Here is a 23,373-nt window from a genome sequence, read left to right on the forward strand (position 1 = left end):
ACCTCGGTATAAGCTCTTTTTTTATGTCTGATAAAAATAGCCGAGGTAAAGTTCCTTTTACCGTAATTACAACGCGATTTGTCGAACAGCTATTGCCAACACTATCATTTTTGATCAAGACTAGATCAAAGAATTTTTAATTCAGCACATTTACAGTTATTCCAATGTAACTATATATTCCTATATATTCCTATATAAAAGAGATATTTATGACTTTCAAAAGTACATTACTGGTAGTGGCTATTTCTAGCTCATTACTGGCAGCTTGCACAGAACAAAAAGGTATTGATACACCACAAACAAGCTCAAAAGAAGCTGAGAAAAAAAGTGTAATTAACGCATTGTCTGAATCAGAAAAAGCTAACCAAATATTTGATGCTATTTTTGATGAAGGTGTTGCACGAAGCCCGATGATGCAAACTTATTTAGGTATAAAAACTGATTATGATAAATGGGATGATATTTCAGAAGAAAACACGCTAAAAGAATTAGCGATTACTCATGAAAACCTTCAGCGTGTTAAAGCTATCGATAGTCGCAAACTCGATGAGCAGACAATGATCAGCTATCACTTATTGGTACAAAAATTAGAAAATAAAATTGCTGACCATAAGTGGCGTTTTCATAACTATCCTGTAAATCAAATGCGTGGCTTGCATTCGAGTTTACCTGCATTTTTAATTAATCAGCATTCCATTAGCAATGTCAAAGAAGCACAAGATTATATTGCTCGAGTGCAGGGGGCTAAAGTACTTTTAGAACAATTAACGACACAACTAAAATTGCGTGAAGACCTAGGTATTATCGCTCCTAAGTTTGTTTTTCCTCATGTTATTCGTGACTCACAAAATATTCTTGCAGGTGCTCCATTTGAAGACGGAAAAGACAGTACGATTTTAGCTGACTTCACTAAAAAGGTGAATAAACTTGAGATCAGTACCGCTGAAAAAAGCACGCTCTTAACAGAGGTTAATACCGCATTAATAACCAACATAAAACCTGGTTATCAGCAATTAGTCAGTTATTTAGAAACGCTAGAAAAAAAAGCAGACAATAGAGATGGCGCATGGAAATTTCCAGAAGGTGAAGCATTCTTTAATAATGCATTACAACGCACCACCACAACAGAGTTAACCGCTAACCAAATTCACCAAACTGGGCTAATTGAGGTGGCTCGAATTCATGGTGAAATGCGCGTAATTATGGAAAAGGTTGGCTTTAAAGGCGAACTTGGTGAGTTTTTTGAATTCATGCGTAATGATAAACAATTTTATTACGCTGCTGATGAAGCGGGTAAACAACGTTACTTAGATGAAGCTGTTGCTTTAATTGATGATATGGAAGGACGTTTAGACAGTTTATTTTTAACCAAACCTAAAGCTAAGCTAAAGGTTAAAGCGGTTGAAGCTTTTAGAGAACAATCTTCAGGTAAAGCTTTTTATCAACAGCCTGCACCTGATGGCTCTCGTCCAGGGGTTTATTATGCCAACCTTTACGACATGCAAGCGATGCCAACATATCAGATGGCTGCACTGGCTTATCATGAAGGAATACCAGGTCATCATATGCAAATAGCCATTAAGCAAGAGCTTACAAATATTCCAAAATTTCGTAAGTTTGGTGGTTACACGGCTCACACAGAAGGTTGGGGTTTGTACTCAGAAATGATCCCGAAGGAAATTGGTTTATACCAAGACCCTTATTCTGATTTTGGTCGTTTAGCTATGGAGTTATGGAGAGCTTGTCGTTTAGTCGTTGATACCGGTATTCATACACAGAAATGGACGCGAGCTCAAGGTATTGAATATTATGTAGCAAATACGCCAAATGCTAAGTCTGACGCTGTAAAAATGGTAGAGCGCCATGTTGTTATGCCGTCACAAGCAACCGCATATAAAATTGGCATGTTAAAAATTATTGAATTACGAGAGAAGGCTAAAGTCGAACTTGCTGAGAAATTTGATATTCGTGAGTTTCATGATGTGGTACTTCGTAATGGTCCAGTACCTTTAAATGTTTTAGCCCAATTGGTTGATACCTATATAGCAAATAAAAAAGCTTAAGTTAAAGTGTTATTGCAGTAAAAAATCTTTATAAAAGAGAAGTGCCGTTTGGTACTTCTCTTTTTTATGGGGATTAGGTAAATACCTATTGATAATAATCAGACGTTAATTTATTTTTCTAGGAATAACCCGATCTTTATTTAATTTGTAAGCAACTTTTACCCTTAATGCGTAAAATTTATAATTTGCCGAGATAAGCGCTATTCCCTTTGATTAACAGTTGTTATAATGCCAAAAAATAACGTAGTTTAAATTCTTTTTAGAGGTTTTGTGGATGTCGGAAGCTGAAAAACGCCCAACAAATTTTATTCGTCAAATTATCGATGCGGATCTTGAAAGTGGTAAACATTCGAGTGTGCAAACTCGTTTCCCACCTGAGCCCAATGGTTTTTTACATATTGGCCATGCGAAAGCAATTTGTTTGAATTTTGGTATTGCTCAAGATTACCAAGGTTTATGTAATTTACGCTTTGACGATACAAACCCTGAAAAGGAAGACATCGATTACGTACACTCTATTGAAGCTGACGTAAAATGGTTAGGCTTTGAATGGTCTGGAGAGACTCGTTATTCCTCTCAATATTTTGATAAATTGCACGGCTTTGCTGTTGAATTAATCGAAAAAGGTTTGGCGTATGTTTGCTTCTTAACGGGTGATGAAGCACGTGAATACCGTGGTTCATTAAAAGCACCGGGAAAGAATAGTCCACACCGTGATAGCAGTGTTGAAGATAACCTAGCGCTGTTTGATAAAATGAAAAATGGTGAGTTCAAAGAAGGCGAATGTGTTCTGCGTGCGAAAATTGATATGACATCAAGTTTTATGTGTTTGCGTGATCCGATTCTTTATCGCGTGCGTTTCGCGCATCATCATCAAACGGGCGATAAATGGTGCATTTATCCGATGTATGATTTTACTCATTGTTTATCTGATGCCATTGAAGGTGTTACCCATTCACTTTGTACGCTAGAGTTTCAAGATAACCGTCGGCTATACGATTGGGTGCTTGAAAACGTATCTATTGATGTTATTCCACATCAGTATGAATCTTCGCGTTTGAACCTTGAATACACAGTAATGAGTAAACGTAAACTTCATACATTAGTTGAAGAAAAATTAGTTAATGGTTGGGACGATCCCCGTATGCCAACCATTGCTGCATTTCGCCGTCGTGGTTATACGCCAGGATCATTGCGTGAATTTACCAAACGCATCGGTGTGACTAAAATGGACAATACCGTTGAAATGGGGGTGTTAGAAGCTTGTATTCGTGAAGACTTAAACGATAATGCGCCACGTGCAATGGCGGTACTTGACCCGATTAAGTTGGTCATCGAAAACTACCCAGCGGGACAAGTAGAAGAATTAAACGTCAAAAATCATCCAAGTGATGATGAACAAGGTACTCGCATTGTGCCTTTTGCTGCAGAACTTTACATTGAAGCGGAAGATTTTCGTGAAGAAGCCAATAAGAAATATAAGCGTTTAGTGCTTGATAAAGCCGTTCGTTTACGTGGTGCTTATGTTGTTACTGCGACACGTTGTGATAAAGACAGCGAAGGTAATGTAACCACAGTTTACGGTAACTATAATGCTGATACTTTAGGTAAAAATCCTGAAGATGGTACTAAGCCTAAAGGGGTTATTCATTGGGTTGCTGCTGAGCAATCAATTGATGCTGAAATTCGTTTATACGACCGTTTATTTAACGTGCCAAACCCTGCAGCTGAAGAAGACTTTCATCGTGTGATGAATGAAGATTCATTAATTACTATTAGTCACGCTAAAGTAGAACCTTCACTGGTCAATGCGAAACCTGAACAAGCCTTTCAATTTGAACGTCAAGGATATTTTTGTCGCGACAATAAAGACTCACAAGGTGACAAGCTTGTGTTTAACCGTACGGTAGGTTTACGCGATACTTGGGCTAAAATGGATAACTAATTAGCCACTTGGTTATAGTAAAAACCTTTATATACCGTAGGAAACTTACTGGGATATAAAGGTTTTTTTTCAGTTGATTTTTGCTAAAAATTAACACGTTGTTACAGGGTAAAGCCGTTAATACTAATAATCATGCTTCACCTTGTCATAGTGTCTGACTAGCGCGTTGCCGCTTTCATTTGTTGAACAAAACTTGTTAATGCCGCTAACATGGCTTGGCTATCATCAAGATTATTTTCAATAATTTTAACTACGGCTGAACCGCTTATCGCGCCAGCGGCACCTGTAGCTAAGGCCGCTTTAACTTGTTCTGGGTTAGAAATACCAAATCCTATCACCCCTGGTGAGGCATTATTTGCTTTTAGCTTTTCAATTAAATGAATCGCAGGATTAGCCTCACCTATCGATGTACTGTTAGAAGTATCCATACCCGTTACACCCGCACGACTTAATACGTAAGTGTAGCCGTAGCTGTACTGTGCAACCTGTTTTAATGTTTCTTCACTGCCGTTAGGCGGCGCTATAAATATTGGCGCAACACCATATTTTAAGGCGGCCTCACGAAAGGGAGCACTTTCACGCAAAGGTAAATCGGCAATTAACACCGAATCAACACCAGCAGCAGCTATATCTTTATAAAAAATATCAATACCACGAGCAAAAACTAAATTCCCATAAAGTAATAAACCGATAGGGATTTGAGGCGCGTAAGCGCGAACTTTTGCTAAAATAGTTAAGCAAGCATCTGTGTCTACTCCTGCGTTCAGTGCGCGCAGTGCTGCTTTTTGAATGGTAATACCGTCGGCACTTGGGTCTGAAAATGGGATACCTAACTCTAACGCATCGGCGCCAGCATCGATTAATGCTTTGATTATTTCAAATGATTGCTCAAGGTTTGGATCGCCTATTGTCACAAATGGAATAAAAGCGCCTTGATTTTTTTTTGCTAATTGATCAAAAGTTTGCTGATAACGTGTGGTGATCTGCTGGTTTGACGTTGCGTCTAAGCTCATTATGCTTCTCCTTGATTTTTTTTGTCTTCTTCAGCTTGTAACACTGTTTGCACATGCGCTAAATCTTTGTCACCTCGCCCTGATAAATTAACAAGGAATACCGTTTCCTCGGTAACTGCTTCTGCCATTTTAATGGTGTGGGCAAGGGCATGAGACGGCTCAAGCGCTGGAATAATACCTTCATTCATTGCTAACAGTTTAAAAGCTGCTAACGCTTCATCGTCATTAATGGGCACATATTGAGCACGCCCCGTATCTTTTAAAAATGCATGCTGAGGACCCACCGCTGGGTAGTCTAGACCTGCTGAAACCGAGTATGATTCCTCAATTTGCCCTGACTTGTCTTGCATAATATAAGTATAATTTCCATGTAACATGCCTTTTGTTCCCGCAACTAATGTAGCGCCATGCTGGCTGGTGTCTACACCTTTGCCACCCGCTTCAACACCAATTAATTTAACGCTGCTTTCTTTAATAAAATCATGGAAAATACCAATGGCATTCGAACCACCACCGACACAAGCAATGACATAATCAGGTAAGCGACCTTCTTGTTTAAGGATTTGCTGTTTGGCTTCCTCGCCAATCATTTTTTGAAATTCACGAACGATAGTTGGAAACGGGTGAGGCCCCGCAGCTGTGCCTAGTAGGTAATGAGCATTTTCATAGTTTGCAGACCAGTCACGCAACGCTTCATTAACGGCATCTTTTAAGGTACCTGAGCCTGCAGTAACAGGAATAACTTCTGCTCCCATTAATTTCATGCGAAATACATTAGGTTGTTGACGTTCACAGTCTAATGCGCCCATGTAAACCCGACATTTTAAACCTAATAATGAACAAGCGATAGCTGAAGCAACGCCGTGTTGCCCAGCACCTGTTTCGGCAATAACTTCTGTTTTACCCATACGTTTGGCGAGTAATGCTTGGCCAAGTACTTGATTGGTTTTATGTGCGCCGCCATGCAATAAGTCTTCGCGTTTTAAATATATTTTAGCGAGTGGGTTTTTACATAAATTACGGGTTAAGGTCAGTGGTGTTGGACGACCCGCGTAATTTGTTAAAAGATCATTAAACTCGGTTAAGAAACTTTCGTCTTGTTGTGAGTCAATAAATGCCTGTTCTAATTGTTCAAGGGCAGGTACTAATAATTCTCCAACAAACATGCCACCAAATTCGCCAAAATAGGCTGGTAAAGTTGCTTTTACTTGGGGCGTCGCTTGTTTAATTGTTTGGTCTGTCATTTTCTTTATTCCTAATGCTTTATACGAGTTACATGAATTAAGTGAGTTATTTATAGCTTATAAATATTCACTTAATTTGTGTGTTCGGTCTTATTAATAGTGTCTAATGGCGGCGAAAACCTGTTGAAGTTTTTCGCGGCTTTTAACGCCTGGGCTTGTTTCAACGCCTGAGTTGAGATCTAAACCGAATAAATCTAGTGTTGTTTTCTGGCTAACCGCCTGCGCTATATTATCGATAGACAACCCGCCCGCTAGAAAACAATGGCTTAAGTCTTGCCCAGAATCGGCTAACGCTCGCCAATTAAAGGTTTCACCACTGCCGGCATTTTTGCCGTCTAAGACATAAAACTGCGCATTACTCATCAACTCAGGTACTTCGTCTTCGACCGGCAAAGCTTTCCAACTTTGGCAGCCTTTTGGAAGTAATGGTTGCAAAGAAGCGATATATTGTTGAGTTTCATTGCCATGAAGTTGCACCGCAAATAAGTTTAGCTTGTGTGCAAGTTTCGCCACTTCTTCAATGGCATGATTAACAAACACGCCAACGTAACGTAAAGAGGGAACCTGCTCGACAATTATTTTTGCTTGTTGTTCGTTAACATACCTTGGCGACTTTTCAGCGAAAATTACCCCCCCAAATTGTGCGCCGGCATCAACAGCACTTTGGGCATAGTCAACGTGTGTTAAGCCGCAGACTTTATTATTGCCATAAATGAGTTTACGACAAGCTAAATCAATATCATCTTCTGCCATGATTGAACTCCCCACTAAGAAGCCATCAACCGCAGGCGCTAACTCACGAACTTGCTCGTTAGTATAAATACCCGATTCAGAAATTATGATGCGATCAGCGGGCAATGTGGGGGCATAATCAAAGGTTCGAGCGATATCGGTGGATAAATCGCGTAAATCTCGGTTGTTAATACCAATGAGTTTCGCGCCTAAATCAATGGCTCGGTCGCGCTCTTCATCGTTGGATATTTCAGTTAAGACCGCTAAATTATATTGTTCAGCAATAACCGATAAGTCTTTATATTCTTGGTCAGATAAAACACTGAGCATTAATAATATTGCATCAGCACCGTAATATCGTGCTAAATAGACTTGGTAAGCATCAACGAAGAAATCTTTATTAAGTACCGGACAATTTACCGAGTCAGTCACGATTTTTAAATACTCAAAAGTACCTTGAAAGTATTTTTCATCGGTTAAGACAGAAATAGCGGCGGCATACTTGTCATAAATTTGGCAAATAGCTTTAGGGTCAAAATCTTTGCGTATTAAACCTTTTGACGGAGAAGCCTTTTTACACTCTAAAATAAACCCAGCATGCGCGTGGCCTTGTTTTCTATCAAGTGCGGCATACATATCTTTTTGAGTCGGAATTAAGGTGTCAATAAATTCACTCAATGGAAAATCAATTTTACGTTGCGCTATTTCGATACGTTTATCAGCAACAATTTTTTCTAATACATTTGCCATGTTATGCCATTGCCTTTGAGTCTGAATTTGAGTTTGAAATCACGACCATGTTTTCTAAAGTCGTTAATGCTTTACCTGAAGCTAATACTTCACTTGCCATCTTAGCGGCTACTTTTAAATCACTCGCTTTATCATGTAGATATAATAATGCGGCGCAATTAATAATGACGGCGGCATTATGAGCAGGATTGCCATTACCGCTAAGAATGGCGCGAATATATTCGGCATTTTCTTGTGGCGTACCACCTTTAATATCTTCTAACGTGTAACTTGCTAAACCAAAATCAGCAGGAGAAATTGTCCGCGTTGTACACTCTCCCTTTGCTATCTCGCTAATTTGTGTATTGCCGTGTAGGGCAATTTCATCTAAACCACTCCCGTGAACGACCCAGCCACGTTTAACCCCCGTTAACAGTAAACTTTTTGCCATAACATCGATAAGCGCTGGTGTGTAAACACCGAGTAGCATAGTGCTAGGTGAAGCGGGATTTACTAATGGCCCTAATATATTAAATAAAGTGCGCACCCCCATAGATTTTCTAACTGGAGCTGCATGTTTAAAACCCGGGTGATAAGCCGGCGCATATAAGAAACATAAATTTGTTTGCGCTAAACACGCACTTGCTGTTGCTGGCGACATCATCAGATTTACGCCAAATGCTTCAAGTAAATCTGCGGAGCCAGACATGCTAGAAACACTTCGGTTACCGTGTTTTGCCATTTTTAAACCACATGCCGCAGCTAATATTGCCGCGGTAGTTGATATATTAATGGTATTCGCGCCATCGCCACCGGTACCTACACAGTCAGCGACGTTATTTTCTTGCTGCGGAAATGGTGTTGCTGAGCCTCTTACCGCTAAGGCCGCACCTGAAATTTCGTTAGCCGTTTCACCCTTTATTTTTAAGGCAGTTAATACGCTCGCTAACAGTACGGGCTCAACTTCACCTTTGATCATATTTTTAAAAAAATCTTCAGCTTCAGTCTGGCTTATATCATTTCCGTCAACGAGTTTTTGTAAAATTTTACTCATAAGAACCTTCCGCTGCTTTCTGTGATGAGGCCAGTAAATAGTCAATGGTTTGTGCTAATAACGTGCCGCCATAAGTCGTTAGAATTGACTCTGGATGAAATTGAAATCCTAAAGCGACATCCGCTTTATGCTCAATGGCCATCGGTAAGTTGATTTGTTCAGGTGTTATATATTCAGCAATAATATCAATGGTATTAGGGACCTCACTTGCGATTAGTGAATGGTAGCGAGCCACAGGTAGAGGATAATTTATCTTATCAAAAACACCCGTTTGACGATGGGTAATGCTAGAGGCTTTACCATGGACAATTTCAGGTGCACGGACAACTTTACCGCCGTAGTGTTCAACTAAAGCTTGATGACCTAAACAAATACCTAATATGGGATATTTACCGGCGCATTTGGCAATTAATGCCATTAAACAGCCTGCCTTACTGGGTTCACCTGGGCCAGGCGATAATACCAATAATACCTGGCCAGTCGATTTTTGCATTTGTTCAAAGATAAAATCTGCTGATAGGGTATTTCGATATATGGTTGGTTCAAACCCTAAACATTGAAATTCATCGACCAAGTTGTAAGTAAAAGAATCAAGGTTGTCGAGCATGAAGATTTTAACCTTGCCATTAACACGGCTTTCTTGATGACTAGGCATGATTGTTCTCCTTGCACTTGTTGTTTAGGTTAGCGTCGTCGTTATTCTGGGCTGCACTAATCTTAACCGTGAACAGTTCTGCATGTTGGATGGCATTAATGACTGCTTGCGCTTTTTGTTTGGTTTCATTGGCTTCTGACTGTGGATCTGAGTCGTAAACAACACCGGCACCCGCTTGAACATGCGCTATACCGTGTTTTACAAAAGCAGAACGTATAACAATACAGGTATCCATTTCACCGTCACCAGTTAAATAACCAACCGCGCCGCCATAACTACCGCGACGTTGGCCTTCTACTTCTCGAATTAATTGTGTCGCTTTTACTTTTGGCGCACCCGATAAAGTGCCCATATTCATACAAGCTTGATAAGCGTGCAGGGCATCAAGGTCAAGCGCTAAAGTACCGCAAACTCTAGACACTAAATGCATTACATGAGAGTAACGGTCAACTTTAAGTAAGTCAGCAACATAGCGAGTACCTGCTTGACTAACGCGGGCAATATCGTTGCGGGCTAAATCAACCAGCATAGTGTGCTCGGCTAACTCTTTTTTATCTAAACGTAGTTCGAGTTCAATTCGACTGTCTAAATCAAGCGAAATTGAACCATCTTTATTGAGTCCGCGTGGACGTGTTCCTGCTATTGGGTAAATTTCTACTTGACGATTTTTATGTTGATATTTTAAGGCAGATTCTGGAGAGGCGCCAAAAATACAAAAGTCGCTATCTTTCAGGTAAAACATATAAGGGCTAGGGTTACTTTGTTTTAACGCTTTATAAGCATTTAAGGTATTTGAGCACTTTAGCGAAAAGGTACGTGAGGGTACCACTTGAAAAATATCACCAGCGCGAATATTTTCTTTTAATTGATTAACCGTGTCACAGAATTGTTGATCTGAGATATCGCTAATAACCTCATTTTTTTCAATCTGTTTGTCGTGAGGTACTTCTTGAGCAATATATTGCTGGGCCAAGATATTTTTTATATCAGCTAACCGTTGACGAATAGTCACAAGATTATTATTGGCATCTTCTCCTGAGAAAATATTACCGATAACTTCAGTTGATTGCGCTTCATGATCAATAACTACAACGGTTTCAGCTAAATAGTAGACAAAGTCTGGACAGGTATTGTCGCCATTACTTACCGTCGGTAACTGCTCAGTCATCGACATCATATCAAACGCGAATACGCCACCTAAAAATATGGCAAAAGGGTGACGGTTGCTATTATCTAGTTTGTTGAATAAACGCAAACTTTGAAAAGGATTAATAGCGAGTAAGCGTGAATTTTCATCAAGTTGTTGAGTTAATTCGGGGAAAACAGCGTTAAGTATTTTATCTTTAACGGTTAACGTCGCGTGTGCAGCGAGTTGCTGCTGCGCAAACTCAAGGGCAGCTTGTCCATTGTTAGTTAATGCTTCAAAAGTGACAATATTACCATGACAGGTAATTTTTAATGCCGCATCGGTGAGTAATAAGCTTTTTAATTGATGTTTTTTATCAATTTCAGCAGATTCTAATAATAAGTTATTGTCGCTGTTTTGGCTTAACTGGTGAAATATCGCCAAGGGATCGGTCTGATATTTTACGGTTTCTGACAGGGTGCTAACACTGCCAGTTTGCTTATCTATTGTAAGCATATTCTGAGGGTTCATATTCTTTCCTAGCTTTTAACGTCTAATTTTAATTAATGGTCAACCTGCATAGATAGGCAGTAGCCACCATATAAACCAACTTTTAACACGGGTTGTAATCATTATTTTTCTCTCAAAGTTCTTTAGCGATATGCTAAAAAGTAAAAAGCCCACTTATCTCTAAAATAAGCAGGCTTTTTGAATTTTTACGTACAAGTAAACATCACAACCCACTTATGTAGAGTTATGCCACCAAAAAATCATCAAAATAGTTTGTTTTACTTGTATCATTATTGTCTTCATCTCAGTAAAATTGCATGAGCAATTAATTCCCCTATAGAAGAACCGATTATGACTGTATTGTCAACCTCTGATTTAGCTGATTATTATAGCCTGCGGGTTGATTTACACAGCCATACAAAATGTTCTGACGGAACCTTAACGCCGCAAGAGCTTGTTGAACGGGCGGTAAACTTCCAATTGAATGTTTTAGCCATTACTGACCATGACACGGTAAAAGGTTTATCTATAGCTAAAGATTATATTTTAGAAAAAAATCATCCATTAACATTAGTAAGCGGTATTGAAATATCAACCAGTTGGCATGGTTTTGAAATTCATATTGTTGGTCTTAATATTGATGTTAACAATATTGAGTTACAAACCTTAATTAGTCGCCAACAAGCAGCAAGAGAGTTACGAGCAACCAGCATGGGTGAAAAACTGACAAAGTGTGGTTTCCCAGGTATTTATCAACAAGCGAAAGATTTAGCGGGCGAAGGCTCTATTACCCGCGCACACTTTGCTAAAATATTATTACAAGAAGGGCATGTTGATCATATGCAAAAAGCCTTTGATAAATATATTGGCAAAGGGCAACGTGCTTTTGTAAAGCCAACGTGGTGTTCTATTGAAGAGGCGGTTGCGGCTATTCATCATGCTGGCGGTAATGCTGTTATTGCGCATCCAGTTAGATATGACTTATCAACCAAATGGTTACGTCGTTTAGTGGTGCAGTTTAAAGCCGCAAAGGGTGATGGTTTAGAAATAGTATTACCGCAAATGGCTAACGAACAACGAAAATTAATGCTAAGCTTTTGTTTAGAATATGATTTACATGCGTCTATGGGCTCCGACTTTCATTATCCAACCCGATGGAGTGATTTAGGCCGTAATTTACGCATGCCAGATACAGTAAAGCCTATTTGGGATCTTTGGCATTAACATTAACACCTGCACTGGAGTAAACTTATGAGTCAGTTTTTTTATGTACACCCAGATAATCCGCAAGGTCGTTTGATGAAGCAAGCGGCGGCAATTATCCAACAAGGTGGTGTTATCGTTTATCCTACCGATTCAGGATATGCTTTAGGTTGCCATATCGGTGACAAAAAAGCGCTTGAGCGTATTTGTAATATCCGAAATATCGGCAAAGATCACAATTTTACACTGGTGTGTCGTGATTTATCTGAATTATCTGAATATACCCGTGTGGATAACAGCGCTTATCGGTTATTAAAAAGTAATACCCCAGGCCCATATACTTTTATTTTTAAAGGTTCAAAAGAAGTGCCAAAGCGCTTATTAAACCCTAAAAAGAAGACCATCGGTATTCGTGTACCTGATAATGCCATTGTGCAAGCTTTATTGGCTGAGCTACAAGAACCTATTATGTCGACAACGCTAATAATGCCGGGTGAAGAACGAGCTGAATATGACCCTGAGCATATCCGTGATATTTTAGAGCACCAAGTTGATTTAATTATTAATGGCGGGCATTTAGGTGAGCACCCAACAACCGTGATTGATTTTTCTGAAGATGAAGTGAATATTATTCGGGTGGGTGAAGGAGACCCAACACCTTTTGAATAACATGACCTTGTCAGTGGTAAATAAACAGTGAGTCAGCCCGCTAGTCAACATAAAGCCAACCTACCTCGTGATATGGTGCAGCAGGTTTTACCCTTAGCATTGATCCGTGGTGAAGTTGTGGTAAACAAGCCACAAGACTTATTTATTCCGCCCGATGCCTTAGAAGTTATTTTAGAGTCGTTTGAAGGGCCGCTTGATTTATTGCTATACCTTATTAGAAAACAAAAATTTGATATTCTCGATATGCCTATTGCGCCCATTACCACACAATACATGCAATATATTGAATTAATGAAAGAAATTAAAATGGAATTAGCGGCCGAATACTTAGTCATGGCCGCCATTTTGATGGAAATTAAATCACGCTTATTATTACCTAAACAAGCGGTAGTTGAAGAAGACGAAGACCCTCGCGCCGAATTAGTGCGTCGCTTGCAAGAATATGAAGTGATTAAAAATGCGGCGCAGCAACTTGATGGAATTCCTCGACTCGAACGTAATACTTTTCAAGCGAGTGTTGAATTGTCTGAAGACTTTCAAACGGCTGTTTTTCAAGCGGATGTTGAGTTAAATGAGTTGGTGAGTGCGCTTCAAGGCATACTTAAACGAACCAAAGCGCTTGAACACCATCGTATTGAAAAGGAATTTTTGTCAACCAGAGAACGAATGTCTGCGATACTCGCGCACTTAAAACGTGCAGCGACAACAGCTAACGCTTTTGTTGAATTTAGCGCGCTATTTTCCGTGCAAGAAGGTCGACAAGGTGTCGTGGTCACTTTTTTAGCTATTTTAGAGCTGATCAAAGAAAGTTTGATAGAATGCATGCAAACAACCATCTTTGGTCAATTAAGAGTGCGTTTACCCGCATGACAACAAGTGAACAAGCCATATTATCGAAACTTATTGAAGCGGCTTTTTTTGTTAGTGATGGGCCTCTGAGCGTTAAGCAAATTAAAGTAGAGTTGTTAGTTAATTATCAAGTCACTCACCAGCAAATTCGTGATGTGATCAACCAATTGGTGATAAAATATAAACATTCAGGCATTAATTTGGTGCAGGTGGCTTCAGGTTACCGGTTTGAAACAATTAATGAACTTAATGAAGATCTAGCTTTATTTGTCGCTAAGCTCACTAAAGAAAAAGCGCCTAAGTATTCTCGGGCACTTTTAGAAACACTTGCACTTATTGCGTATAAACAGCCAATAACACGCGGCGAAATAGAAGATATTCGCGGAGTCGCGGTAAGTAGTTATATAATGAAAACATTGTTAGAACGAAACTGGGTAAAAGTGGTTGGTAACAAAGAAGTGCCCGGTAGGCCTTCATTATATGCAACCACCAAAGTGTTTTTAGATTATTTTTCATTAACATCATTAAGCCAGTTACCCGATTTATTGCCTATGGCTGATTTAGGCGTTATAGATAGACCTACTCAAGAAGTGGTTTAGTTATAGCAACAGCACCGTATTGATAGAAATATATAAACACTATTTATTATAGAGCCAGCAACGTAGCGGTAAATACCGTGAAGTTACTGACGTAAAGAGAGTTAAACCCCATGTCTGAAAAATTACAAAAAGTCCTTGCCCGTGCCGGTAAAGGCTCACGCCGTGAAATGGAAACCTTTATTAGTGCTGGTCGTATCAGTATTGATGGAAAAACCGCTTTTTTGGGTGACCGCATCGAAGGAACCGAGCAAATACGTCTCGATGGTCATATCGTCAAGTTAAAACCTAAAGAAGACGACTTATGTCGTGTCATTATGTACAACAAGCCTGAAGGTGAAATGTGTACCCGTAAAGATCCTGAAGGCCGCCCAACGGTTTTTGATCGTTTACCTCCTTTAGAAAATAGTCGCTGGGTTGCCGTTGGTCGTTTAGACATCAATACCTCGGGTATGTTGTTATTCACTACAGACGGTGAACTTGCTAATCGTTTAATGCATCCTTCACAAAAAGTTGAACGTGAGTATGCCGTACGTGTTTTTGGCGACGTTAATGAAGCCATGCTGCAAACATTGCGTGCGGGTGTTAAATTAGAAGATGGGCCGGCTAAGTTTCAAAAAATCACTTATAAAGGTGGCGAAGGCCGTAATCATTGGTTTCATGTTGTGCTCTCTGAAGGACGAAACCGTGAAGTTCGTCGTTTATGGGAAAGTCAAGAAGTTCAAGTCAGTCGTTTAATTCGTGTTCGCTATGGTGACATGGAAATGAAGCGCCAATTACCTAATGGTGGTTGGACAGAGTTAGCGTTACCTGAAGTGAACTATTATCGTAAATTAGTGAATCTGCCGGTAGAAACGCAAAGTAAAGTAAAAGTGGATGAAAAAGTGATGGATAACGCTAAAAGTCGTCGTATTCGCCGCTCAGTCAAAAAACATCAACAAAGAAGTCAACAAGCAACACGTCGTCGTCGTTAGTTGTAAGGGATCAATAACTTGAATAAAACATACATAGAAGATCATGCCTCATTGGTAACGCTTTGTCAGAAGCTTGCAAAAGCAGACTTTTTGGCAATAGATACCGAATTTGTTCGTACGCGTACCTTGTATCCTAAATTAGGTCTTATTCAAGTGAATGACGGGGAAAATTTAGCGCTAATTGACCCCGTTGCTATAGATGACTTATCACCTTTTTGGCAGTTATTAACCGATGAAAATATTTGTAAGGTTTTACATGCCTGTTCAGAAGATTTAGAGGTTTTTCTAACCGCTGCCAATTGTCGTCCTGTTAACTTAATTGACAGCCAAATAATGATGTCGTTCCTCGGACATGGTTTGTCGATGGGGTACGCGGCTATGGTGAATCATTATTTAGACATTGAAGTTGATAAATCAGAATCAAGAACTGATTGGATGAAGCGTCCTTTAAGTGCTAAGCAACTTGATTATGCACAAGCTGATGTTGAGTATTTATTTCAACTTTACCCGCGTATTCACCATGAGCTCGAACAAGCCGGTTGGCTTGATGCGGCTAAAGAAGAAAGTGAGCTGCTGATTGAGAAAAAGTTCACCCCCATTGATGAAAGTAAACTATATCGTAATATCAAGTTAAGCTGGAAGCTTAGCCCTAAGCAACTCTATATATTGCAGTATTTAGCCAGCTGGCGTTTTCAGCAAGCCAAAAGTCGTGATATGCCGATAGGGTTTATTGCCAAAGACCATACCTTGTTCGCGTTAGCCGTACATAACCCAAGTAACGTGGGCAGTATGGCAAACCTTGAAGGTGTTGAAATGTTAGATGTTCGACATAAAGGTAAATCAATGCTGATGGTGTTGAAAAGAGCAGAACAAGAAGATTGTGGAGAATATCCAGAGAAGATCCTACGGCTTGATGAATACCCAGGTTACAAACAAATATTTAAAAAAGTAAAAAATTTCGTTGCTGAACAAGCTCAAAAGATTGACGTTTCACCCGAGAATTTAGCGTCTAAAAAACAAATCAATCAATTTTTGTCAACGCACTTTGCTTTAACGAATGCGCCTGAATATAGCCAATCCATTGATATATTATCGGGCTGGCGTAAAGTACTGTTTGGTGACCAATTAACAGAATTCGCCAATAATGATTTTAAATAAAAATATCTATAAGACACTTTTAACCCTTGAACTATAAACATAGGTCTCCTTTATGCTGTGTACCATTTATAAAAGTACTAAAAAAGCCCAAACATATCTTTTTGTTAAACAACGTAATGACTTTTCTGCTGTGCCAGCACCCTTAATGTTGATTTTTGGTAAACCTACACTTGTTACTGTGATGAATTTAGCCAATAAAGAAAAACTTGCTTTAGCAGACATTGAAAAAGTTAAAGCAAATTTAAATGAACAAGGGTTCTATCTGCAACTGCCTCCGCCTGTGGAGAACTTACTTGATCAACACAAAGAAGAAATGAATTTAGAAAACAACAAAAAAGATGAAGGAGCGTAGCATGACTCTATTGTTTGAAATCAATAAATACAGCACATTCATTGTGTTTTCTTTATTACTTAGTTTAATCAATCCTGCGCAGGCCTCAACTAAAGAATTGACGGAAGCAGGTTTTGAAAAATATGTTGTAGCTCTCAAAAAAGAAGCGTTAACCAAGGGTTATAATACAGCGTTCATTAACCGTGCCTTTTCAAAAGTTAAATTTCATCAACGTGCGGTAAAGGCCGATCGCTCTCAACCTGAAAAAGTTGAAACCTTAGATACCTATTTACCAAAACGTGTACCCGATTGGAAAATAAAAAAAGCGCGTGTAATGTACAAAAAACATTTACCTTTGTTAACTGAAATAGCTAAGAAATATCGTGTTCAGCCCCGCTTTATTGTTGCTTTATGGGGACTAGAAACTAATTTTGGTAAAATCATGGGTAACTATAATGTTATTTCTGCGCTTACAACGTTAGCGTATGAAGGTCGTCGCGAAGTCTTTTTTAAAAAACAACTGTGGGCCGCGTTAACTATTGTTCAACAAGGACATGTTAGTGTTGAAAATATGAAAGGTTCTTGGGCGGGGGCCATGGGGCAAAATCAGTTTATGCCAACGTCGTTTTTAGCTTATGCTGTCGATGGAAACGGTGATGGTAAAAAAGATATTTGGAGAAATCCGGTGGATGTATTTTCATCAATGGCAAACTATCTTAAAAAAGAAGGTTGGAACGACGAATTAACCTGGGGTAGGCAGGTTAAATTACCACTAGATTTTGATACATCGTTGGCGATCCCTAAAAATACGGGCAGCCGAAAAAACTGGTTAAAAGCTTGGACAAGAACAGAAAAAACCTTAGCACAATGGCAAAGTCTCGGTATCAGGCGTGCAGACGGTACTCATTTGCCTAAAGTTGATGTGAAAGCAGCGCTGGTATTTCCTGATGATGAAAATGGCCGAGTTTATTTAGCTTATAATAATTACAAGAGTTTAATGCACTGGAATTTGTCATATTACTTTGTGAGTTCTGTGGGACATTTATCAGATCGAATAAAATTTCCACCTATTCAATAAGTAGAACGGGTCTATATTCAATATAATGCTATTTTGATCAATTAAGGTTACAGAGTGCAATGAGAAAAAATTTCAAGAATAAAGCGCTTGATTGATCCCGACACGGATGTTGGTAAATAGAGCAATGCAGGAGTAACTTGCCGAGCAATAGCTGGCTATTGGGATTGAAAGTAACGAAGTTCTTGGGTATTTAGACCCCTATGAAAATGTTAACTTAATTCGTACCATTGGTATAAGTAAAAGAGAAAATATTTATGAGCGAACAAGCTCCTTTTTGGCAAACCAAAAAATTAGAAGAAATGAGTCGACCTGAGTGGGAATCTCTTTGCGATGGTTGTGCTAAATGCTGTCTAAACAAATTTATTGACGACGATGAAACAACGCAGGATACAGAGTTATTACCTACAACTTATATCAACGAAGGTGAGCAGATTCATTACACGAATATTGCTTGCCATTTATTGAATGAGAAAAGTTGTCAATGTTCAAAGTATGAACAACGCACGACATTAGTACCCGATTGTGTGCGTTTAACACAAGAAAACTTAGACGGTGTTTTTTTTATGCCGCCCAGTTGTACTTACCGTCGTTTAAAAGAAGGTCGAGGAATGCCTTCTTGGCATCCATTACTTAATAACGGTAAAAAGTCCGCAATGCATAAAGCGGGTATGTCGGTGCGAGGAAAAATCGTTAAAGATGATGATGTAGCAATAGAATATTTTGAAGATTATATTGTCTCATGGCCCCTAAATGATATTGATTAAGTTAATTCTTTTTCCTCTTATTTAAAGACGCCAAGTAATTTTGGCGCTCTTGTTACTTCTCTTTACCTGAAATCTAGTCTCTTTGTAATGCAAAAAAAGATGTGCTAACACCGGGCTTTTTATGGAATAAATATTCTGATGTACGGGTAAAAAACTGTAAATGTCAGTTAGACAAAGCGGATCATTTAAGTCAATACTTTGATCGTGAAACAGATGAAGTGATGGCTAGATTTGCCAAGCAGGCTTATGCTGATTTTATTGATCATGGCGATATAAAACGTTTAATCACACAATTAGAGCAACAACGAGAAAAAGTATTTAATGGCGCTGAAATCAATACAGTCTTTTAATTTTATTTAAAATAGATAATCAATTAAAATCTTTTGCTTAATTTAAAAAAATTCAATAGCATACCTTCAATAAATATTCACACCTTGTAAAAATACGAAAGTAGTGAATAGCCAATAATTCTTCTCATTCTCAGTAAAGTGAAATATACATGATCATTGACGGTAAGCAGGCAGCGGCTGATTTACGAAAAATATTAGCTATTGAAGTTGCAGAACTAAAAAAAGATAAGGGTATTGTACCTGGCTTAACGGTTGTGCTTGTTGGAGAGGATCCGGCAAGCGAAGTTTATGTCCGTAATAAAGTAAAGCAAACACGTGAAGTAGGTATGATTTCGAATGAAATTAAGTTACCTAGCGAGACAACACAATCACAATTATTAGAGCAACTGCAAGTGTTAAATAATGATGATGCGGTGCACGGAATATTAGTACAATTACCTTTACCTAAACATATTGACGAGAGTGTCATCATTGCCGCTATTACGCCTCATAAGGATGTTGATGGTTTTCATGCGATGAACGGTGGTCGTTTGTTAAATGGCGAGCAAGGTGGATTAGTTCCTTGCACACCGCAAGGCTGTATCATGCTAGCTAAAAAGCATTTAGGCGCAGATTTATCAGGGTTACATGCGGTGGTTATTGGCCGCTCGAATATTGTTGGTAAACCCGTCGCTTTATTACTCCTTCAAGAAAATTGTACTGTGACCATCGCCCATTCTCGAACTCAAAATTTAGCTGGTATTTGTCAGCAAGCTGATATTTTAATTGCTGCGGTAGGCCGCCCTAACTTTGTTCAAGCGAACTGGATAAAGCCAGGTGCAACAGTTATTGATGTGGGTATTAACCCTATCGAAGACGAAAAGGGGAAAAGTAAGCTTGTTGGTGATGTTGACTTTACGAGTGTTGAGCCTGTATGTGGTGCAATTACGCCTGTTCCAGGTGGCGTTGGACCGATGACAATTGCTTGTTTATTGAAAAACACCGTTGAAGCGGCAAGACTTAACGGTTAACTTAACTTCATATCATTGCTCGTTTTTGTGGGGTAGCAGCTTACGTTGAAAAACCAATAATGTGCTGTTGGTTTTTTTTATCCCTAAATATCGTTTTAATAATCGCTGCTCTAACTGACTCGGCGCTATTTGGTCAAAGCCATTTAGATGATAAAAGTAGCAAAGGGCTTCATCAGCAAAACAAAAAATATTCTGGCAATAATGTTGCAGTAGGACATGTTGGATAAGTTGTGTGGCTAATTTTTTCTGTCGGTGTGCTTGTTTTATTACTAAGGCATGTAAAAATAATTGTGGGTTATTTTTAACTATAGCCGAAACGATAACCGCACCAATAATTTCTGATGAAGACTTTATCAAATAAGTGTGATCAAAGCCGAGTAACCCTGCGCTATAGTGTTGTTGTTTATAAAAGCGCATCAATGATTTTTTATCACTTTTAGTGGCCGTAATAATAGTTATGTGCATAAGTGCTACTTATAACTCTTTTTATTATTATAAAATGAAAAACCAAGCATTTGCTTGGTTTTTTCTTTAATTTTTTATAGTCTAAGGGCTTTTTCACCACGTGCAATCCCGACACACCCTGAACGGACTGATTCAATGATTTCAGTTTCATTGGCGAGCGTATTGACAAAGGCATTAAGTTTTTCAGCATCACCCGTTAACTCTATGGTATAAACTTGCTTGCCAATATCAACAATAGAGCCCCTGAAAATGTCGGTTATACGCTTAACTTCAGTGCGCGACTTATCATTCATTGCCAAAACCTTGATCAGCAGCAGTTCACGTTCAACATGGCTACGTTCAGTTAAGTCGGTAATTTTAATAACGTCAATAAGCTTATTCACTTGTTTGACGATTTGTTCGAGTACTTTATCATCACCTCTTGTTGCTATAGTGATACGCGATAAACTTTGATCCTCAGTAGGGGCAACCGTTAAACTTTCAATATTGAATGCTCGTTGTGAAAATAAGCCAACAATACGTGATAAAGAACCGGGTTCGTTTTCTAATAGAACAGCTAAAATTCTGCGCATTATGCTTTCACTCCTTTTTTTATCCACATATCATCAATAGCGCCCAATCGTATCTGCATTGGGTAAACGTGTTCTTTTTCGTCAACTAATACATCGATAAAAACTAAGCGGTTTTTAATCGTAAATGCCTCGTTAAGTTTGTCCTCTAATTCATCTAAATGGTTTATTTGCATGCCCACATGCCCATAAGATTCAGCAAGTTTTACAAAGTCAGGAAGAGATTCCATATACGACGAAGAATGGCGACCTCCATAAACCATATCTTGCCACTGGCGAACCATACCTAAAGAACGATTGTTTAATGAAATAATAACCACGGGTAAGTTGTACTGTAAACAAGTTGAAAGCTCTTGAATATTCATTTGAATGGAGCCATCACCTGTTATGCAAATAACATGACTTTCAGGAAAAGCTAATTTAACGCCCATAGCTGCCGGTAAACCAAAGCCCATAGTGCCTAAACCACCGGAGTTTATCCATTGGCGAGGTTTAGCAAATGGGTAATATTGGGCAGCAAACATCTGATGTTGACCAACATCAGAGCAAACATAGGCCTCGCCTTGGGTAATCTTATACATGGCTTCAATAACCCGCTGTGGTTTTATTTGATCGCCCTCTTGTACATAACTTACGCGGTTAATTTCACGCCACTGATTAACCTCCTGCCACCAGTTGGCTCTTTCTTCTTTGTTGGGCTTAAAGTCTGTTGCGGTTAACTCATCTAATAATTGTTGTAATACTACATCAAGCAGCCCAACAACTGGAATATGAGCGTTTATCGTTTTTGAAATAGAGGTTGGGTCAATGTCTACATGAATAATCTTTGCATCAGGGCAAAATTTCTTCACGTTATTTGTCACACGGTCATCAAATCGAGCGCCAAGGGCAAGGATGAGATCAGCATTTGCCATCGTTTTATTCGCTTCAACAGATCCGTGCATTCCTAACATGCCAATGTAGTTTTTATGCGTCCCTGAAATCCCACCTAAACCCATTAAGGTATTCGTGATAGGAGCATCTAACTTCTCAACAAGCTCTGTTAACAACTCTGATGCATTAGCGATAATAATACCACCGCCTGCATAGACAACTAACTTCTTAGCTTCATAGATAGCTTTTACCGCTTTTTTAATTTGTTTATGGTGACCTTTAATACTAGGATTGTACGATCGCATTTTCACATCAGTCTCAATATGAAATTCACCCATACTCGTAGGCATTAATAAGTCTTTAGGTAGCTCAATGACCACAGGTCCAGGTCTTCCTGTACTCGCAATATAAAAAGCTTTAGCAATAATATTAGGGATTTCTTCTACGACTCTGCAGTTGAAGCTATGTTTAACGATTGGGCGAGAACAGCCAACAATATCGGTTTCTTGAAAAGCATCATCACCAATAAGTGTTGAAGGAACTTGCCCTGAAAGTACGACCATTGGAATTGAATCCATGTAAGCGGTGGCAATTCCTGTTATACAGTTTGTAGCTCCCGGCCCCGATGTTGCTAACACTACACCCACTTCGCCAGTGGCTCGAGCGAAGCCATCAGCCATATGCGTTGCGGCTTGTTCATGACGTACAAGAATATGCTCAACTTCAGTTTGTTGAAATAATGCATCATAAATATCTAATACGGTACCTCCTGGGTAGCCAAAAATATACTTCACATCTAGTGCAGCTAATGCCTTTACCACCATCTGTGCTCCAGTGAATTGTTTCTTTGTCATGAGCTTGCCTTTTATAAAGTAGAATTAAAGTAAAGTTACAAGAATAAAAAAACCCCCGGTCTTATACAGAGCGAGGGTTTATTGTATTTGTTATTGACTAACTTTTCTTACACACAACACCAACGCCATAATGGCTTAATCACCAAGACGACAGAGAGGAGGACATTGAGTGCAATCATGAAATTCATTTGAATTAAATCCGAAAAGAAGTTTATTTATGCTTACATTAATAAAATATTTTGCTAGAGGTGTCAATAAAAAATCACAATAAAGTTTAATAATCTGATAATATTTTAATTTAATTTTGATTGTTTTAGTATAAGCAACGTTCGTTATCGCAATGTTATCGTTGGGTGCAGTAGTTAATAGGTTAATTAAAGGTTAATTTTTTGATGTTAAAATGTTTTTTTACATAAATAATGGTAGACACTGTTATTCAAGTCATTGTAAAGTTTATGTAATGAGAACCCATCACTTGGTTTTAGAATAAAACAATCCGTTTGAATTTATTATTTGTTTTTCAAAAACTTTAATTTTTACATTGATTAATTATATATAT

Annotated in this window: 22 protein-coding genes; 13 read left to right on the forward strand and 9 right to left on the reverse strand. The window is 38.8% G+C overall.

Annotation, left to right across the window (positions count from 1 at the left end; translation table 11 throughout):
- The first annotated feature begins 209 nt into the window (after positions 1–209).
- Both H4J52_RS09225 and glnS read left to right on the forward strand, forming a co-directional pair.
- Positions 210–2,063: a DUF885 family protein gene (locus H4J52_RS09225; protein WP_182181533.1), complete on the forward strand. Its 1,854-nt coding sequence runs from the start codon at positions 210–212 to the stop codon at positions 2,061–2,063.
- Between the two features lie 274 nt (positions 2,064–2,337).
- Positions 2,338–4,008 carry a glutamine--tRNA ligase gene (glnS, locus tag H4J52_RS09230; protein ID WP_182224564.1) on the forward strand — a complete coding sequence of 557 codons (1,671 nt, stop codon included), beginning with the start codon at positions 2,338–2,340 and terminating at the stop codon, positions 4,006–4,008.
- A 158-nt stretch (positions 4,009–4,166) separates the two neighbouring features.
- On the opposite strand, the gene trpA is transcribed toward glnS, so the two are convergent.
- The 6 genes from trpA to H4J52_RS09260 form a co-directional block, all read right to left on the reverse strand.
- Positions 4,167–5,021, reverse strand: a complete 855-nt coding sequence (gene trpA, locus H4J52_RS09235) for a tryptophan synthase subunit alpha (RefSeq protein WP_182224565.1) — start codon at positions 5,019–5,021, stop codon at positions 4,167–4,169.
- A complete protein-coding gene (gene trpB / locus H4J52_RS09240; protein ID WP_182181536.1) occupies positions 5,021–6,265 on the reverse strand; it encodes a tryptophan synthase subunit beta in 1,245 nt (414 codons plus the stop codon). The genes trpA and trpB overlap by 1 nt, the downstream gene beginning before the upstream one ends.
- Before the next feature lie 93 nt (positions 6,266–6,358).
- Complete coding sequence (gene trpCF, locus H4J52_RS09245) at positions 6,359–7,747, reverse strand: bifunctional indole-3-glycerol-phosphate synthase TrpC/phosphoribosylanthranilate isomerase TrpF (protein WP_182224566.1); 1,389 nt, start codon at positions 7,745–7,747, stop codon at positions 6,359–6,361.
- Position 7,748: 1 nt separating this feature from the next.
- Positions 7,749–8,780 (reverse strand): anthranilate phosphoribosyltransferase, encoded by a 1,032-nt coding sequence (trpD, locus tag H4J52_RS09250; protein WP_182181538.1) that lies wholly within the window; start codon positions 8,778–8,780, stop codon positions 7,749–7,751.
- Positions 8,773–9,435, reverse strand: coding sequence for an aminodeoxychorismate/anthranilate synthase component II (locus H4J52_RS09255; protein WP_182181539.1), 663 nt, complete (start codon positions 9,433–9,435; stop codon positions 8,773–8,775). The genes trpD and H4J52_RS09255 overlap by 8 nt, the downstream gene beginning before the upstream one ends.
- The gene (locus tag H4J52_RS09260) at positions 9,428–11,092 is read right to left on the reverse strand and encodes an anthranilate synthase component 1 (protein ID WP_182181540.1); all 1,665 of its coding nucleotides are present in this window, start codon (positions 11,090–11,092) and stop codon (positions 9,428–9,430) included. The genes H4J52_RS09255 and H4J52_RS09260 overlap by 8 nt, the downstream gene beginning before the upstream one ends.
- Before the next feature lie 330 nt (positions 11,093–11,422).
- Between H4J52_RS09260 and H4J52_RS09265 the strand changes: the two genes are divergently transcribed.
- From H4J52_RS09265 to folD, 11 genes are all read left to right on the forward strand, one after another.
- On the forward strand, positions 11,423–12,295 hold the full coding sequence (locus H4J52_RS09265; protein WP_182181541.1) for an RNase RNM: 873 nt from the start codon (positions 11,423–11,425) through the stop codon (positions 12,293–12,295).
- Between the two features lie 27 nt (positions 12,296–12,322).
- Entirely contained in the window at positions 12,323–12,943 is a 621-nt protein-coding gene (locus tag H4J52_RS09270; RefSeq protein ID WP_182181542.1) for an L-threonylcarbamoyladenylate synthase, read from the forward strand.
- Between the two features lie 72 nt (positions 12,944–13,015).
- On the forward strand, positions 13,016–13,813 hold the full coding sequence (locus tag H4J52_RS09275) for a ScpA family protein (protein WP_182181592.1): 798 nt from the start codon (positions 13,016–13,018) through the stop codon (positions 13,811–13,813).
- Positions 13,810–14,391 carry an SMC-Scp complex subunit ScpB gene (gene scpB / locus H4J52_RS09280; RefSeq protein WP_182181543.1) on the forward strand — a complete coding sequence of 194 codons (582 nt, stop codon included), beginning with the start codon at positions 13,810–13,812 and terminating at the stop codon, positions 14,389–14,391. The genes H4J52_RS09275 and scpB overlap by 4 nt, the downstream gene beginning before the upstream one ends.
- A 110-nt stretch (positions 14,392–14,501) precedes the next feature.
- Complete coding sequence (gene rluB, locus H4J52_RS09285; RefSeq protein WP_182181544.1) at positions 14,502–15,362, forward strand: 23S rRNA pseudouridine(2605) synthase RluB; 861 nt, start codon at positions 14,502–14,504, stop codon at positions 15,360–15,362.
- Positions 15,363–15,380: 18 nt separating this feature from the next.
- The gene (rnd, locus tag H4J52_RS09290; RefSeq protein ID WP_182223196.1) at positions 15,381–16,520 is read left to right on the forward strand and encodes a ribonuclease D; all 1,140 of its coding nucleotides are present in this window, start codon (positions 15,381–15,383) and stop codon (positions 16,518–16,520) included.
- 52 nt (positions 16,521–16,572) lie between these two features.
- Positions 16,573–16,872: a YcgL domain-containing protein gene (locus tag H4J52_RS09295; RefSeq protein ID WP_182223197.1), complete on the forward strand. Its 300-nt coding sequence runs from the start codon at positions 16,573–16,575 to the stop codon at positions 16,870–16,872.
- Position 16,873: 1 nt separating this feature from the next.
- Positions 16,874–17,929: a lytic transglycosylase domain-containing protein gene (locus H4J52_RS09300; RefSeq protein ID WP_182223198.1), complete on the forward strand. Its 1,056-nt coding sequence runs from the start codon at positions 16,874–16,876 to the stop codon at positions 17,927–17,929.
- 254 nt (positions 17,930–18,183) lie between these two features.
- Positions 18,184–18,693: a YcgN family cysteine cluster protein gene (locus tag H4J52_RS09305; RefSeq protein WP_182181548.1), complete on the forward strand. Its 510-nt coding sequence runs from the start codon at positions 18,184–18,186 to the stop codon at positions 18,691–18,693.
- A 101-nt stretch (positions 18,694–18,794) separates the two neighbouring features.
- Positions 18,795–19,043, forward strand: coding sequence for a hypothetical protein (locus H4J52_RS09310; RefSeq protein ID WP_182181549.1), 249 nt, complete (start codon positions 18,795–18,797; stop codon positions 19,041–19,043).
- 149 nt (positions 19,044–19,192) lie between these two features.
- Positions 19,193–20,053 carry a bifunctional methylenetetrahydrofolate dehydrogenase/methenyltetrahydrofolate cyclohydrolase FolD gene (gene folD, locus H4J52_RS09315; RefSeq protein ID WP_182181550.1) on the forward strand — a complete coding sequence of 287 codons (861 nt, stop codon included), beginning with the start codon at positions 19,193–19,195 and terminating at the stop codon, positions 20,051–20,053.
- 12 nt (positions 20,054–20,065) lie between these two features.
- On the opposite strand, the gene H4J52_RS09320 is transcribed toward folD, so the two are convergent.
- From H4J52_RS09320 to H4J52_RS09330, 3 genes are all read right to left on the reverse strand, one after another.
- Complete coding sequence (locus H4J52_RS09320; RefSeq protein WP_182181551.1) at positions 20,066–20,518, reverse strand: GNAT family N-acetyltransferase; 453 nt, start codon at positions 20,516–20,518, stop codon at positions 20,066–20,068.
- A gap of 74 nt (positions 20,519–20,592) precedes the next feature.
- Positions 20,593–21,090: an acetolactate synthase small subunit gene (gene ilvN, locus H4J52_RS09325; protein ID WP_182181552.1), complete on the reverse strand. Its 498-nt coding sequence runs from the start codon at positions 21,088–21,090 to the stop codon at positions 20,593–20,595.
- A complete protein-coding gene (locus H4J52_RS09330; RefSeq protein WP_182224567.1) occupies positions 21,090–22,814 on the reverse strand; it encodes an acetolactate synthase 3 large subunit in 1,725 nt (574 codons plus the stop codon). Before H4J52_RS09330 ends, ilvN begins: the two co-directional genes overlap by 1 nt.
- Positions 22,815–23,373 lie beyond the last annotated feature (559 nt).

The sequence above is a fragment of the Colwellia sp. MB02u-14 genome, from assembly GCF_014076915.1.
Classification (GTDB): Bacteria; Pseudomonadota; Gammaproteobacteria; order Enterobacterales; family Alteromonadaceae; genus Colwellia_A.

What these genes read in the sequence shown, in the direction of transcription:
- H4J52_RS09225 (WP_182181533.1), top strand. Translation starts at nt 210, where the DNA reads ATGACTTTCAAAAGTACATTACTGGTAGTGGCTATTTCTAGCTCATTA.
- glnS (WP_182224564.1), top strand. Translation starts at nt 2,338, where the DNA reads ATGTCGGAAGCTGAAAAACGCCCAACAAATTTTATTCGTCAAATTATC.
- trpA (WP_182224565.1), bottom strand. Translation starts at nt 5,021, where the DNA reads ATGAGCTTAGACGCAACGTCAAACCAGCAGATCACCACACGTTATCAG.
- trpB (WP_182181536.1), bottom strand. Translation starts at nt 6,265, where the DNA reads ATGACAGACCAAACAATTAAACAAGCGACGCCCCAAGTAAAAGCAACT.
- trpCF (WP_182224566.1), bottom strand. Translation starts at nt 7,747, where the DNA reads ATGGCAAATGTATTAGAAAAAATTGTTGCTGATAAACGTATCGAAATA.
- trpD (WP_182181538.1), bottom strand. Translation starts at nt 8,780, where the DNA reads ATGAGTAAAATTTTACAAAAACTCGTTGACGGAAATGATATAAGCCAG.
- H4J52_RS09255 (WP_182181539.1), bottom strand. Translation starts at nt 9,435, where the DNA reads ATGCCTAGTCATCAAGAAAGCCGTGTTAATGGCAAGGTTAAAATCTTC.
- H4J52_RS09260 (WP_182181540.1), bottom strand. Translation starts at nt 11,092, where the DNA reads ATGAACCCTCAGAATATGCTTACAATAGATAAGCAAACTGGCAGTGTT.
- H4J52_RS09265 (WP_182181541.1), top strand. Translation starts at nt 11,423, where the DNA reads ATGACTGTATTGTCAACCTCTGATTTAGCTGATTATTATAGCCTGCGG.
- H4J52_RS09270 (WP_182181542.1), top strand. Translation starts at nt 12,323, where the DNA reads ATGAGTCAGTTTTTTTATGTACACCCAGATAATCCGCAAGGTCGTTTG.
- H4J52_RS09275 (WP_182181592.1), top strand. Translation starts at nt 13,016, where the DNA reads ATGGTGCAGCAGGTTTTACCCTTAGCATTGATCCGTGGTGAAGTTGTG.
- scpB (WP_182181543.1), top strand. Translation starts at nt 13,810, where the DNA reads ATGACAACAAGTGAACAAGCCATATTATCGAAACTTATTGAAGCGGCT.
- rluB (WP_182181544.1), top strand. Translation starts at nt 14,502, where the DNA reads ATGTCTGAAAAATTACAAAAAGTCCTTGCCCGTGCCGGTAAAGGCTCA.
- H4J52_RS09295 (WP_182223197.1), top strand. Translation starts at nt 16,573, where the DNA reads ATGCTGTGTACCATTTATAAAAGTACTAAAAAAGCCCAAACATATCTT.
- H4J52_RS09300 (WP_182223198.1), top strand. Translation starts at nt 16,874, where the DNA reads ATGACTCTATTGTTTGAAATCAATAAATACAGCACATTCATTGTGTTT.
- H4J52_RS09305 (WP_182181548.1), top strand. Translation starts at nt 18,184, where the DNA reads ATGAGCGAACAAGCTCCTTTTTGGCAAACCAAAAAATTAGAAGAAATG.
- folD (WP_182181550.1), top strand. Translation starts at nt 19,193, where the DNA reads ATGATCATTGACGGTAAGCAGGCAGCGGCTGATTTACGAAAAATATTA.
- H4J52_RS09320 (WP_182181551.1), bottom strand. Translation starts at nt 20,518, where the DNA reads ATGCACATAACTATTATTACGGCCACTAAAAGTGATAAAAAATCATTG.
- ilvN (WP_182181552.1), bottom strand. Translation starts at nt 21,090, where the DNA reads ATGCGCAGAATTTTAGCTGTTCTATTAGAAAACGAACCCGGTTCTTTA.
- H4J52_RS09330 (WP_182224567.1), bottom strand. Translation starts at nt 22,814, where the DNA reads ATGACAAAGAAACAATTCACTGGAGCACAGATGGTGGTAAAGGCATTA.